At 61.7% G+C, this 12,859-nt stretch carries 15 protein-coding genes; 1 reads left to right on the top strand and 14 read right to left on the bottom strand.

Annotated elements, in window-relative coordinates:
• The coding region (locus ACW4DH_RS14930; protein ID WP_459637199.1) for a 4Fe-4S dicluster domain-containing protein at positions 1 to 324 on the top strand (324 nt) is incomplete at its 5' end.
• Between the two features lie 96 nt (positions 325 to 420).
• On the opposite strand, the gene ACW4DH_RS14935 is transcribed toward ACW4DH_RS14930, so the two are convergent.
• The 14 genes from ACW4DH_RS14935 to rpmF all read right to left on the bottom strand — a co-directional run bounded on the left by ACW4DH_RS14935 (position 421) and on the right by rpmF (position 12,839).
• Positions 421 to 2,649 carry an ATP-dependent helicase gene (locus ACW4DH_RS14935; protein ID WP_459637343.1) on the bottom strand — a complete coding sequence of 743 codons (2,229 nt, stop codon included), beginning with the start codon at positions 2,647 to 2,649 and terminating at the stop codon, positions 421 to 423.
• Positions 2,650 to 2,666: 17 nt separating this feature from the next.
• Positions 2,667 to 3,215: a DUF1285 domain-containing protein gene (locus ACW4DH_RS14940; protein ID WP_459637200.1), complete on the bottom strand. Its 549-nt coding sequence runs from the start codon at positions 3,213 to 3,215 to the stop codon at positions 2,667 to 2,669.
• A gap of 37 nt (positions 3,216 to 3,252) precedes the next feature.
• Positions 3,253 to 4,083: a TatD family hydrolase gene (locus ACW4DH_RS14945; protein ID WP_459637201.1), complete on the bottom strand. Its 831-nt coding sequence runs from the start codon at positions 4,081 to 4,083 to the stop codon at positions 3,253 to 3,255.
• Between the two features lie 60 nt (positions 4,084 to 4,143).
• Positions 4,144 to 4,479, bottom strand: coding sequence for a PilZ domain-containing protein (locus ACW4DH_RS14950; RefSeq protein WP_459637202.1), 336 nt, complete (start codon positions 4,477 to 4,479; stop codon positions 4,144 to 4,146).
• A 36-nt stretch (positions 4,480 to 4,515) separates the two neighbouring features.
• A complete protein-coding gene (locus ACW4DH_RS14955; protein WP_459637203.1) occupies positions 4,516 to 5,499 on the bottom strand; it encodes a DNA polymerase III subunit delta' in 984 nt (327 codons plus the stop codon).
• Positions 5,490 to 6,140 (bottom strand): dTMP kinase, encoded by a 651-nt coding sequence (gene tmk, locus ACW4DH_RS14960; RefSeq protein ID WP_459637204.1) that lies wholly within the window; start codon positions 6,138 to 6,140, stop codon positions 5,490 to 5,492. Before tmk ends, ACW4DH_RS14955 begins: the two co-directional genes overlap by 10 nt.
• A 44-nt stretch (positions 6,141 to 6,184) precedes the next feature.
• Positions 6,185 to 7,186 carry an endolytic transglycosylase MltG gene (mltG, locus tag ACW4DH_RS14965; protein WP_459637205.1) on the bottom strand — a complete coding sequence of 334 codons (1,002 nt, stop codon included), beginning with the start codon at positions 7,184 to 7,186 and terminating at the stop codon, positions 6,185 to 6,187.
• Between the two features lie 20 nt (positions 7,187 to 7,206).
• The gene (gene pabC, locus ACW4DH_RS14970) at positions 7,207 to 8,007 is read right to left on the bottom strand and encodes an aminodeoxychorismate lyase (RefSeq protein WP_459637206.1); all 801 of its coding nucleotides are present in this window, start codon (positions 8,005 to 8,007) and stop codon (positions 7,207 to 7,209) included.
• A 22-nt stretch (positions 8,008 to 8,029) separates the two neighbouring features.
• Entirely contained in the window at positions 8,030 to 9,268 is a 1,239-nt protein-coding gene (fabF, locus tag ACW4DH_RS14975; protein WP_459637207.1) for a beta-ketoacyl-ACP synthase II, read from the bottom strand.
• Between the two features lie 182 nt (positions 9,269 to 9,450).
• Complete coding sequence (gene acpP, locus ACW4DH_RS14980; RefSeq protein WP_110600108.1) at positions 9,451 to 9,684, bottom strand: acyl carrier protein; 234 nt, start codon at positions 9,682 to 9,684, stop codon at positions 9,451 to 9,453.
• A 98-nt stretch (positions 9,685 to 9,782) separates the two neighbouring features.
• On the bottom strand, positions 9,783 to 10,526 hold the full coding sequence (fabG, locus tag ACW4DH_RS14985) for a 3-oxoacyl-ACP reductase FabG (protein ID WP_459637208.1): 744 nt from the start codon (positions 10,524 to 10,526) through the stop codon (positions 9,783 to 9,785).
• Positions 10,527 to 10,543: 17 nt separating this feature from the next.
• Positions 10,544 to 11,521 carry an ACP S-malonyltransferase gene (gene fabD / locus ACW4DH_RS14990; RefSeq protein ID WP_459637209.1) on the bottom strand — a complete coding sequence of 326 codons (978 nt, stop codon included), beginning with the start codon at positions 11,519 to 11,521 and terminating at the stop codon, positions 10,544 to 10,546.
• A gap of 5 nt (positions 11,522 to 11,526) precedes the next feature.
• A complete protein-coding gene (plsX, locus tag ACW4DH_RS14995; protein ID WP_459637344.1) occupies positions 11,527 to 12,645 on the bottom strand; it encodes a phosphate acyltransferase PlsX in 1,119 nt (372 codons plus the stop codon).
• A 23-nt stretch (positions 12,646 to 12,668) separates the two neighbouring features.
• Positions 12,669 to 12,839, bottom strand: a complete 171-nt coding sequence (gene rpmF / locus ACW4DH_RS15000; RefSeq protein ID WP_459637210.1) for a 50S ribosomal protein L32 — start codon at positions 12,837 to 12,839, stop codon at positions 12,669 to 12,671.
• Positions 12,840 to 12,859: the final 20 nt, after the last annotated feature.

Consider the following 12,859-nt stretch of genomic DNA (forward strand, 5'->3'; position numbering starts at 1 on the left):
CCCGACGGCAAGCTGTCCTTCGACAAGCTCTCCTCGGTGTTCCTGTCGAACACCAACCACGAGGAGGACCAGCCCTGCCACCTCAAGCTGATCGACCCCGAGATTCCCATTCAGCATAACCTGCCCAGGTACGCCGAGCCGGCGACGCGCTACTGTCCGGCCGGCGTGTACGAGGTGGTCGAGGACGATGCCGGCCAGCCGCGCTTTCAGATCAACTTCCAGAACTGCGTGCACTGCAAGACCTGCGACATCAAGGACCCGGCGCAGAACATCCAGTGGGTGGCGCCCGAGGGCGGCGGCGGACCCACTTATCCCAACATGTGAGTCTCGCCCGCCTCTAACGCCAACGGCCCCGTCACGACGGGGCCGTTGGCGTTTAGCCAAGGTGAGCGACACCTTATGCTGTTGCTCCATACGGCTTTAGGACAGCGCCGCCTCCCCCGGGGCTGAGATCTTTTTCAACGGTGCACGCGAGGCAATCAGCCGCCGCTGACCGGAGTGGGTGAAACCCACCTCGATGACCGGGTCGGTGGGATTACCTTCCACGCCCTGAATCTCGCCTATGCCGAATACGGCATGCTCGACCCACTGCCCTACCCTCCAGGCATTCGAGGCATCGGCGGTGACGTCACGCTCAGATACCGCGGCCCGCAGTGGCAAGGAGTAGCCGAGCGCCGAGAGATAGCGTGACACTAGCTGCGGGTCACGGACCTCTAGAGGAGTTTCAGCATCCTTGCCGCCCCCGTCGGCGCGCTCATACAGAACGCTGCCGATGCGCTGGCAGTCCTGCCAGGCGGTTTCCGCCAAGAATCGGCTGGGACGGTGATCTCCCCCATCATGCAATATCAGCAGACGTTCGCAAGCTCGCGTCATCGCCACGTAGAAGAGACGCCGTTCCTCTTCGAGCCTTTCGTCGTCGAGAGGGTTTTCACGGCTATAGTGCGGGAAATCCTCTTCGTTGACTCCCGACAGCACGACCCAGGACCATTCCAGGCCCTTGGCCCCGTGTACCGTGGTGATCAATACTCCATCGCTGCGGTTCTCCACCGGATTGCGCAGCAGCTCGATGAAGGCCAGCGGATCATTGGCCAGCTCGCCGGCCTGCTCGATCAACACGTCCAGCAACCGGACGTCTTCCTCGCCCTTTTCGCGCCGGGCGGCCGCCCGCTTGAGGACCTTGTCGGCCTCGATACGCTCGACGACATGCTCAAGCAGCTTGGCTGGAGGCATCTGAGCCAGCCGCGGCAACTCACACAGCAGCTGCCAGCGCCGCTTGAGATTGCGCCGTTGCAACGGCTTGAGCCCCTCAAGTAGCGGATCCTGCCGCTCCGGCCAGCGCTGCGTTGCCGCCAGAGCCTGCGTCAACGCCTGAAGCCGCTCGCGCGCCACGAAGGGAGTCGGCTGAGAGAACAATAGCAGCAAATGCTCAGGGTCATTGAGCAGACGGGCATCATGGGCCAGCCGTAAATAACCGGCGAGCGCCTGTACCAGCGGCAGGCGAAAAACGAAACGATCCTCGCGCGATAGCCGGAACGGAATGCCCGCACGCAACAGTTGGAGCTGCACGGGAACCGACAGTGCCCAGCTACGCACCAGAATGCAGGCTTCGCTGTAGGCGCGGCCTTGCTGGTGCCACTGTGTAAACGCCTCGATCAATTGTGAGTTTCCCAGGCCCACTTCGATCATTGTTGCCGGATTGTCCGGCGCCGCCAGACACTGCTGGTCGGGACGTCGTCGATTGGCGCGAATGGCGTGGTTGGCCGCCAGCGCCAGCACATGTCCATGGCGAAACGTATAGGAAAGCGGATAATCGCTGGCGGCGCCGAAACTGGCGGTAAAACGCGCCAGCATGTAGTCGGGACGCGCGCCGCGCCATTCGTATATGCACTGGTTGGCATCGCCGACCACCATGACCTCGGCCCGCTCCCCGGCGAGCAGGCTCAGCAGACGCTGCTGCACCTCGTTGATGTCCTGATACTCGTCGACGATGACATGATCCAGGAACCCCTGTATCCGCGACCGGGTCTCGGGTTCGCGTTCCAGGCAAAGTAGCGGTCGATACAGCAGATCGGCATAAGTCATTAGACCATGCTGCTCGAGCAGCGACTCGAGGTGCGAGAAACCTTCGACGAAATGCCCGGTATCGGTACCGAAATCGAGCCGTTCATAGAGCGTCGCCGGAGCCATCACCTCGGCCTTGACCAGATCGCAGAAGTGTCCGAAGGCTTCGACACGATCGCCTTCCAGCGCCGCCTCGCGATGGCTCGCGCTAGCCGACCCTAAACTCTGTATGACTGCTTGCCGTAACAGCCGTTCAAGCTGCCACTCGGCCTGTAGCAACTGCCGCGGCGCCAGCCGGCCCCAGCGGATCAAGCTTTGCGTTAGACGATGGCCGATGGAGTGGAACGTACGCACCTGCGGCAGTGCCTGCCCTGACGGTGCCAGGGCAACGAGCTTGGCGGAAAAGTCCTCACGCGCCGCTCGGTTGAACATCAACACCATGATGCGCTGCGGCGGCACGCCGTGAGCCAACAGATGCAGGACGCGAGCGACCAGGGTCGTGGTCTTGCCGGCCCCGGCGACCGCCGCGACCCGGGCATGGCCATGCGCATGCTCGACGACCGCGCGCTGCTCCTGTGTCAGCGGCAAGGGTAAAGATGCAGCGATCACTCGGCGCTCGCCGATAATGACCCTAGCGGCTGCCAGACGCCGCCGCTGAGCAAGCCGAATTCCTGAGCACCGTCGGTTTCACGGATCTGCGCGATATCGATCAACCGATAATAGACATTACGGTTGAGGCGCGCCGTCAGGCCGAAGCGGATCGCGACTTCCAGCACCGGCTCGCCAGAAGGTGTGGCGGTCACCTCGAACCGGTGCTTCTCGCCAAGGATGACCTGATCGCCGACATTGGTCGTCAGACGCCAATCATTTCCGACCTGTTCCGCATCAACGATCAGAAAGGCGCAGTCCTCGACCTGGATACGCACCTTCTCGACCGGCGTCACCAGGCAATACTCTCCATTCGGCTCACGTCGCATCACAGTGGACAACAGCCGAATCAACCTTGGCCGCCCAATGGGGGTCCCTTCATGAATCCAACGGCCATCCGCCGTGACGAGCAAGTCCATATCACCGCAATGCGGCGGGTCCCAGCGATCGACGGGGGGAATCGCGCCTTCGGGATCAAGATGCGCAACCAACGGTTCCAGCGACATCGAGGCCTCCTGATGCTGATGACAGAAAAAAGACGTTTCAGAACAGACTAGCCCGTGCCAGCGCCTCACGCACTTCCGCAGGGGCCTCGGGTGCCGCAGCCTGAAACAGGCGATAGAAATTGACCGTTGTCTGCATGGCCACTTCGTCGAGACTGATGCCACGCTCGGTGGCAATACACTCTGCGACCTCCACTACCCATTGAGGTTCATTGGGCTTGCCGCGGTACGGTACCGGCGCCAGATAAGGGCTGTCGGTTTCGATCAACAGCCTATTCAACGGCAGACAGCGTGCCAGTTCTCGAATCGACACGGCATTGCGGAAAGTCACGATGCCCGATAAGGAAATGTAGAACCCGTGACGCACCGCTTCGCGGGCCATGTCGATATCCTCGGTGAAACAGTGCAGGACACCGCCCACGCCGGGGTCGACATGCTCCCGGATCAGTGCCAGCGTCTCCTCGCGCGCGTCGCGCGTATGCACAATGACCGGCAGCTCCAACTCGTTTGCCGCGATCAGGTGGCGCTTGAAGCGTTCATGCTGCACTTCGCGGGGCACACTGTCATAGTGGTAATCCAGTCCGGTTTCACCAATAGCCACCGCGCCAAAGCGCTCGGCGCATGCCTTGATCGCCTCCACACCGGGCTCTTCTTCCTCGCCCTCATGTAACGGATGAATCCCTGCCGAAATCACTACGTCCTGATGCGCTCGGGCAATTTCGGCAAGCCCCGGCACCTCCGCGAGGCTTACGGCAATGGCCAGAAACTGACGTACGTCACGTGCCCGAGCCGCCTGCAGGGCACGGTTCAGATCACCGTTGTGGGAGGTGAGATCAAGACGGTCGAGATGACAATGAGAGTCGACGAACATGGTTTCACTTGATTGGAAAGAAGAATGTGCATAATCGAGGCAGGGCCGAGCCTGTCGAAGCTAAAGCGTATAAGTCGGCATCGAGTTGTTCAGCAAACCGGCAAGATGCCCCTCGATACGATCCCGCACGGCATGTCCGCCGTCATCGAAGTGAACGCCGATCCCCGGCATGCGACGCCCGCCGACGCCAGACGGGGAAATCCAGGCCACCGTACCCGACACCGGCATCCGTTCTGTTTCGTCCGGTAGCGTCAACAGCAGATGCACCACCTGCCCGGGGGCATAACGCTCTTGAGTGGGCACGAACATACCGCCCCGCTCGAGCCAAGGCATATATGCCGAGAGCAGTGTCTGTTCATCGCGAATCGTCAGGGAAAGCGCTTTTTGCGTTGCCATTGAGGCCTCCAGAATACGACGAGCCCGGTGTGTCCGTCAGGAGCGAAGCAAGGCCGCCCAGCGAATCAGCCAGGCCTCCATGACCAGTTGGGGATTGGGATTACCGCCCGCAGCGATCAAGCGCCGCTGTTCACGCGCGTAATCCAATAGGCGAAACCAGTCACGTACACGGGCATTCTTGACCGCCTGACGGAACAACGGCAAGAGATCGGGATTGCGGATTCGTTCCGGATCACCCGAAAGTCCCAGGCGGATCAGATCTTCAAGCCAGGCAATACCGTACCACAAGACTCGGTCGAGGGATTGTCGATCAAGCCGGGCTGCCTCGCCTACCGGTTCGGCGCCGCGCACCAGCGCATCAAACAGCTCATGCAACTCCTGGCGTAGTCCGCGTGCCTCGGCACTCGCAAGCTCTTCCGCCAACAGCGGCAGGCCGCCGGCAACGCGCAGCCAGAAAGCCGCCTCCTCGGCGCTCCCCAGCCGTTCACTCAGCCAAGCAACACTGGAGTCATGGGCCGGCACGCCCAGGCTCCAGTGCTGGCAGCGCGAGCGAATGGTCGGCAGCATACGCGAAGGAATGTCCGCCAGCAGCACGAACAGCGTCTTACGCCCGGGCTCTTCGAGGCTCTTGAGTAACGCATTGGACGCCGCGACATTCATGGCCTCGGCAGGCTGGAGACGTATCACGCGATAGCCGCCCTGCTGCGCCGTCTGCGACACGAAGGCATTGACCTCACGAATCGGGTCGATACGGATCTGGCGCCCCTTTTCGGCAGGCGCGACCTCGAGCAGGTCGGGATGATAGCCGGACGCCAGCATTCGGCAGCCATGGCAGGTGCCACATGCCGTTTCGCCGGGAGCGCGGCACAGCGTGCGGGCAACCAGAGCGTCGGCCAATTCATGCTTGCCGACCCCATGGGGGCCGGAAATCAGCAGGGCATGAGCCAGCCGGCCCGTGTCCTGCAGCCGCGTCAACTGCTCCCATAGCGCCTGTTGCCAGGGCAGAGGGTTCAACTCCATGCCGCAGTCCGCACCGTCAGGCACGCAGCAATCTGCGCTTGCACATCGGACAGTTCCCGCGAGGCATCGATCAACGCGAAACGCTGCGATGCCTCGCGCGCACGCGCGAGATAGGCCTCGCGTACTGCCTGGAAAAATGCGCCTCGCTCTCGCTCGAAGCGGTCACGCTGGCCACCCTGGCCCGCGAGACGTGCATCGACTCGTTCATGCGACACGTCAGCCGGCATGTCGAGCAGCAGCGTCAGGTCGGGCTGTAGGCCTTGCTGGACCAGGCTTTCCAGAATGGCGATGCGCTGCGGATCGATGCCTCGCCCCCCGCCCTGATAAGCGAAGGTGGCATCGGTAAAGCGATCGCACACGACCCAGGTGCCTTGCGCCAGCGCGGGACGAATCCGACTTTCCAGATGCTGGGCACGGGCCGCGAACATCAATAGCAGCTCGGCATCGGGCGCCAGCGGCTCCTCCGGTGCCGGATCGAGCAATAGCTGGCGAATCGCTTCGGCACGTGGTGTTCCTCCCGGCTCGCGGGTGCGCAACACGTCAAGCCCCTGCGCTTCAAGCCAGCGGCAGACGAAATCAGCGTTCGTGGTCTTGCCTACGCCTTCTCCTCCTTCGAGTGTAATGAAGCGTCCTTGGGTCATGTCGTTGTGAGTTCCTGCATGGTTCTGCCGATCGCCCGCCATTGTCAGCGATTGAGAATGTAGCGACGTACCGCCGCGTTGTGCTGGCTGAGCGTACTCGAGAAATGATGCGTGCCATCCCCCTTGGACACGAAATAGAGCGTGTCGCCCGGCAACGGGTGTACGGCAGCCTCGAGTGCCGCCCGTCCCGGCATGGCGATGGGCGTCGGGGGCAGCCCCGAATTCACATACGTGTTGTAGGGGGTGTCGCGCTGCAGATCGGCACGGGTGATATTGCCCTGATATGCGTCGCCCATGCCATATATGACAGTCGGGTCGGTCTGCAGGCGCATGCCGCGCTGCAGGCGACGCGTGAAGACGCCGGCAATCTGGCGACGCTCCGCGGAAGCGCCGGTTTCCCGCTCGATCAACGAGGCTAGAATCAATGCCTCGTAGGGCGTTTCGATAGGCAGACCGTCGTCGCGCGTGGCCCAGACGTCCTCTAGCGTGTCAGCCATACGCTGATAGGCTTGGCCCAGCAATTCCAGATCGCTGACACCTTTATGATAACGGTACGTATCCGGAAAGAAGCGTCCTTCGGGATGCTCATCTGCATGTCCCAGCGCCGTCATGACGTCCTGATCGCTCATCTCGGCGGTACGTTGCTCCAGCTTCGGCGCTTGCGCCAACAGCTGACGCATCTGGTCGAATGTCCAGCCCTCGGGCACCGTGAGCCGGTAGGTCACCACGCTATCACTGGACAGCAATGCGATCAGTTCACGCCCGGAGAGTCCCGGTTCGATCAGGAATTCACCGGCACGCAGCCCCGCCACCGCTTGGGGCTCGAGCCGGGCAAGCACCCGATACGGCCAGGTTTCGTCGATCACGCCACGCTCGGCAAGCTCGACGATGACGCGCTGAAACCCCGCCCCACGCGGAACCTCGTAAAGCGTCTGCGTCTCGGCGCCAATCGGAGCTTCGAGTCGGGATTCCCAGAAGCGAAAGGCTAAAAAGGCGGCAATCACGCCGACCAGCGCGAGCAATAGCACGATTTTCACCACTCGCATGGTGGCTCCTCATTGATAACTTAAGCCGGCGACCCTGGATCGCCGGGATACCCCAGCAGCCGGTGAACATGCATTTGAAGCTCTCGATGCCTGGCATTGAGTTCCCACTTATGCAGGCAGGTTCCCTGAGCATTATCCAGGCGGACCACCGGCCATGCGCCCTGCACCGAATTGATGACCCACAGCGCTTCCACCTCGCCAAGCACCTCGGGCCCCGTTTGCACCGCAGCGATCGGCAACTGCTGGCAGAGCGTTTCCAGCAACGTCCCCGAGACTCCACAGCGTTCCAGGCTTGGGGTCTCGAAGCGCCCTTCGCGGGACCAGAGCAGGTTCATCGCCACCGCCTCGACCAGTTGGCCCTCGCTGTCGCACAAGATACCTTCCGCCACATCGGGGTCGTGCCACTCCTGTCGAGCCAGAACATTCTCGAGCCGGTTGAGGTGTTTGATTCCCGCCAGACGTGGCTGGATACCCAACCGAAGATGGCAGTGGCGGACCCGTACCCCCTGATGCCAGCGGGACGTTGCCGGGGTGAAAGGCGCAGCCTGCCAATGCAGGCTCAACGCAGGCGACTCCGGAGGCAGATAACCTCGCCCCCCGCTGCCCCGGGTCACCATCAGCTTGAGCACCTGCAGCCCGGGATCTGCCTGTCCCGGCAAGGAATCCAGCAGCGCACGCTCCGGTAACGGCAAACCGAGTCGCTCGCACCCACGGTATAGACGGGCCACATGCCGGTCCCATAGTTGCGCCTGCCCGTCACGCACGAGAACGGTCTCGAAAAGGCCGTCTCCGTAGGCAACTCCGCGGTCATCAAAGGGCAACGGTTCACCCCGCCTCCAGGCTTCAGATGCGGGCAAAGATCAGCGAGCCGTTGGTACCACCGAAACCGAAGGAGTTCGACAACGTGTACTCGATCGGCATCTGCCGTGCGGTGTGCGGCACGTAATCGAGGTTGCAACCTTCCTGGGGGGTATCGAGATTGATGGTGGGCGGTGCAACCTGATCGCGAATGGCCAGAATACTGAAGATCGCCTCGACTGCCCCGGCGGCCCCCAGCAGGTGGCCGATCATCGACTTGGTCGAACTTACCGCTACCGACTTGGCGGCATCACCCAGCACACGCTCCACGGCACGACTTTCAGCCAGATCACCTGCCGGAGTCGAAGTGCCATGGGCATTGATGTAATCGATCTTGCCGGGAGCGATGCCGGCATCGCGAATCGCATTGGACATGGCCAACGCCGCGCCACGACCATCCTCAGGCGGCGCCGTCATGTGGTAGGCATCGTCGCTCATGCCGAAACCGACGACTTCGGCATAGATCTGTGCGCCACGCTTCTTGGCATGCTCATACTCTTCGAGCACCAGCACACCGGCACCATCGGATAGCACGAAACCATCACGATCACGGTCCCAGGGACGGCTCGCCGCCTGCGGGTCGTCGTTGCGCGTCGACAGCGCTCGCGCCGCGCTGAAGCCTCCCAGTCCCAGCGGGGTGGTGGCCATCTCGGCGCCACCGCACAACATCACGTCGGCATCGCCATACGCGATGGTTCGCGCACTGTAGCCGATGTTGTGGGTTCCCGTGGTGCAGGCCGTCGTGATGGCAATATTAGGCCCACGAAAACCGTGCTGAATGGCCAGATTGCCGGAAATCATATTGATGATCGATCCCGGCACGAAGAAGGGCGAGATGCGTCGCGCACCGCCCTTGTGCAGCGCATTGTGGTTGTGCTCGATCATCGGCAGGCCGCCGATTCCCGAACCAATCGCCACCCCGATACGATCGGCGTTCTCTTCGGTACACTCCAGCCCGGAATCCGTCAGCGCCTGCCCTCCCGCCGCAATGCCGTACTGGATGAACAGATCCATCTTGCGGGCATCCTTGGGATTCAGGTAAGGACTGATATCGAAGCCCTTGATCGAGCCGCCGAAGTGCGTATTGAAGCCGCTAGCATCGAAATGCTCGATCGGTGCGATGCCACTTTTGCCTGCCAGGATATTGTCCCAGCTTTCCTTGACGGTGTTGCCGACCGGCGTTACCAGACCGACCCCGGTCACCACGACCCTTTTGCGAGGCATCAGCTCTCCTCCAAACTTGCAAGTTGGCACGGCATGGCCGTGTTTGCGCGTATTATACCTGATCGTTGTACAGGATGGAGCCAGTCGATGGTGACTGAAAAACGAAAGCCGCTCCATAGGGAGCGGCTTTCGTTGAGCATCGAGGTTACGAGTCGGCGCCGGAAATCGCCGCCTCATGCACTCTACTGATGAGCGACGATGTAATCGATCGCCTCCTGTACGGTGGTGATCTTCTCGGCCTCTTCATCGGGGATTTCAGTGTCGAATTCCTCTTCGAGCGCCATCACCAGCTCGACAGTATCCAGGGAATCCGCACCGAGATCTTCGGTGAATGACGACGTGTTCTGGATGTCCTCTTCCTTGACGTTCAGGCGCTCGGCCACAACCTTCTTCACGCGCTCTTCGATGGTGCTCATTGTTTCGTTACTCCTAGTGGTACGAATCCGCTAGCTCAGGAAAGCTGCGGCTAGTTTATAGACCGCTCCCAGACGACGCAACCGCGTCTACCGGGGCGTCAGCGCATATTCATGCCGCCATTGACCTGCAACACTTCCCCGGTGATATAACCGGCGGACTCACTGGTCAAAAACGCCACTGCAGCGGCGATTTCCTCAGGCTCGCCGAGACGCGCCAGAGGTATCTGGGCCAACAGAGACTCCTGCTGAGCCTCCGGCAGTGCCTGAGTCATATCGGTGGCAATGAATCCCGGGGCCACCGCATTAACAGTAATAGCACGCGAAGCTACCTCGCGTGCCAGTGCCCGAGTAAAGCCTTCCATGCCCGCCTTGGCGGCAGCATAGTTGCTTTGCCCAAGATTGCCCATGCCCGCCACCACGGAGCTGATACTGACGATGCGACCAAAGCGCGCCTTGGTCATACCTCTCACGCAAGCCTTGGTCACCCGATAGACGGATTTTAGATTGGTATCGAGTACCGAGTCCCACTCGTCCTCTTTCATCCGCATCAACAGATTGTCGCGGGTGATGCCGGCATTGTTGACCAGGATGGTAGGCGCGCCGAACTCGGCGCCAATAGCCTTGATCAAGGCGTCCACACTGGCCTGATCGGTCACGTCGAGTACGCGCCCGGCTCCCTCTATCCCCTGGGCTCGTAGTCCCGCCTCGATCTGCTCGGCACCCTTTTCGCTGGTCGCGGTCCCGATCACGATCCGTCCCTGCCGACCCAGCTCATACGCAGTGGCCCGGCCTATCCCACGACTCGCCCCCGTTACCAGGGCAACTCTGCGTTCGCTCGTCATTTCGTTTCCTAAATCCTTTAGGGGTTCGATTCGCTGACAGCGTCGCGGGCCAACTCCAGCGCGGCGGCAAGGCTGTCAGGATCATTCACGGCCAGCCCCTTGGCCTGGCGCTGGATACGCTTGTTAAGGCCCGTCAGCACTTTGCCAGGCCCACATTCGATAAACACCCGAGCACCCTGCTCGCTCATGGCATTGATACACTCCGTCCAGCGTACCGGCTGATACAACTGTTCGATCAGACGGGTACGCAGCGTATCGACATCGGCATGCGCACAGGCATCGACATTCTGAACTACCGTATATCTCGGCACCTTGAGCTCGATGTCGGCCATCGCGGTCATCAGGCGCTCAGCGGCCGGCTTCATCAAGGCACAATGCGATGGCACCGAGACCGGCAGCGGTAGTGCCCGCTTGGCGCCCGCCTCCTGACACAACGCGATTGCCCGCTCAACCGCCGCCTTGCTGCCTGCAATCACCACCTGCCCAGGCGCATTGTAATTGACGGCGGACACGACCTCACCCTGAGCGCCGCCCTGCAGTAGCGCTTCATGGCATGCACGCTCGACTGCGGCGTCTTCCAGCCCCAGTATAGCCGCCATGGCGCCCTGGCCCACGGGTACGGCATCCTGCATCGCTTCGCCACGCAGTTTCACCAGCCGCACGCCTTCGGCAAAACCGATCGCTCCGGCACATACCATGGCACTGTACTCACCCAGGCTGTGCCCGGCCATTGCCGCAGGCCGCGGGCCTTCCAGCTCCTGCCAAACACGCCAGACCGCCACACTCGACGCCAGCAGCGCAGGCTGTGTGCAGGCCGTGGCATTCAAAGCCTCCTCCGGCCCCTCCTGCACTACATGCCAGAGGTCGTAGCCCAAGGCTTCGGAGGCTTCATCGAAGGTCGTGCGCACTACACTGTAGCGCTCGGCCAGCTCCCGTAGCATGCCGATGTGCTGGGAGCCCTGCCCTGGAAAGACAAGGGCCAGGGATTGAGTCATCGCTGTTACCTTTGAGGATGGGATTCGTCGGGTCTCACACGGGCCGAAAACCCGCTATCCCCTCGGTCACCGTCGTCCGCAACGGAGGCCGAGGGGATAGAGGGCTGAACGTCCTGCCCCCCATCCAGCTGTTGCGCCAGATAACGAGGCAACGCCATCTGCACTTCGCGCACGGCACGCGATATCGCCCAGGAAAACCCCTGATCTTCGGATCCGCCGTGACTCTTGACCACGATCCCCGCCAATCCAAGCAAACTTGCGCCATTATAGCGCACCGGATCGAGTTGGCCTTTCAGCCGATACAATGCCGGACGCGCCAGGACGCTCACCAACCGTGTTGTCCAATGCGCCTCGAAGGTTTTCTGCACACGCGTCATCAACATGCGCGCCAAACCTTCGCTGGCCTTGAGAACGATATTGCCTACGAAGCCGTCGCACACCACCACATCGACCTGGCCGGAGAAGATCGCATCTCCCTCCACGAAGCCAACGTAGTTGATCCCTGGCGCATGACGCAAAAGCGAATCCGCCTCGCGCACTCTCGCCGCCCCCTTGCCGGCCTCGATACCCACATTGAGCAACGCTACGCGCGGCGCTTCCAAGCCATCCACGCCACGCGCCATGACGGCTCCCAGTCGCGCGAAGTCCACCAGATATCGCGCGGGCACATCGATATTGGCGCCCAAGTCCAGCATGTAGCAGCGCCCGCCGTCCCGGGTGGGTATCGCGGTACTGATCGCTGGCCGTTCGATTCCCGGCACGGTACCCAGCATACGTCGCGCCAGCGCCATCAAGGCACCGGTATTGCCGGCGCTGACACAAGCATCGACTCTGGCATCGCGTACCGCTGCCAGCATCATGTAAAGACTCGTTTGTTCAGCGCCACGCAAGGCACTGGAAGGCCTCATTTCCTGAGAAATGACATGCGGCGCATCAAGGATCGTCAAACGGGAGCGCAAGCCAAGCAAGCGACGAGGCAAGACAGCCATTTCAGCCTCGAGGACGGCACGAGGCCCGAACAGCAAGACTTCTAGACCGGGGTGCCGGGACAGGGCATGGAACGTACCTGCGACAGCAATGCGGGGACCCAAGTCCCCGCCCATCGCATCAATGGCAATTCGCACGGTCAAGTGCGGACGTCGTCGCCTTAGGCGTCGACGACTTTGCGGCCACGGTAGAAGCCGTCGGGAGCCACGTGGTGACGCAGGTGAGTGGTGCCGGTCTCCTTGTCCTGAGACAGGGCCGGAGCCGTCAGGGCATCGTGACTACGACGCATGCCGCGCTTGGAACGGGTTTTGCGGTTCTGTTGAACAGCCATGGCAATTTACTCCAGAGTAA

The sequence above is a fragment of the Halomonas sp. WWR20 genome (assembly GCF_054602495.1).

Coding starts and splice junctions, on each gene's coding strand:
- ACW4DH_RS14940 (WP_459637200.1), bottom strand. CDS start 3,215: ATGTCGCTGGAACCGTTGGTTGCGCATCTTGATCCCGAAGGCGCGATT.
- ACW4DH_RS14945 (WP_459637201.1), bottom strand. CDS start 4,083: ATGTTCGTCGACTCTCATTGTCATCTCGACCGTCTTGATCTCACCTCC.
- ACW4DH_RS14950 (WP_459637202.1), bottom strand. CDS start 4,479: ATGGCAACGCAAAAAGCGCTTTCCCTGACGATTCGCGATGAACAGACA.
- ACW4DH_RS14955 (WP_459637203.1), bottom strand. CDS start 5,499: ATGGAGTTGAACCCTCTGCCCTGGCAACAGGCGCTATGGGAGCAGTTG.
- tmk (WP_459637204.1), bottom strand. CDS start 6,140: ATGACCCAAGGACGCTTCATTACACTCGAAGGAGGAGAAGGCGTAGGC.
- mltG (WP_459637205.1), bottom strand. CDS start 7,186: ATGCGAGTGGTGAAAATCGTGCTATTGCTCGCGCTGGTCGGCGTGATT.
- fabF (WP_459637207.1), bottom strand. CDS start 9,268: ATGCCTCGCAAAAGGGTCGTGGTGACCGGGGTCGGTCTGGTAACGCCG.
- acpP (WP_110600108.1), bottom strand. CDS start 9,684: ATGAGCACCATCGAAGAGCGCGTGAAGAAGGTTGTGGCCGAGCGCCTG.
- fabG (WP_459637208.1), bottom strand. CDS start 10,526: ATGACGAGCGAACGCAGAGTTGCCCTGGTAACGGGGGCGAGTCGTGGG.
- fabD (WP_459637209.1), bottom strand. CDS start 11,521: ATGACTCAATCCCTGGCCCTTGTCTTTCCAGGGCAGGGCTCCCAGCAC.
- rpmF (WP_459637210.1), bottom strand. CDS start 12,839: ATGGCTGTTCAACAGAACCGCAAAACCCGTTCCAAGCGCGGCATGCGT.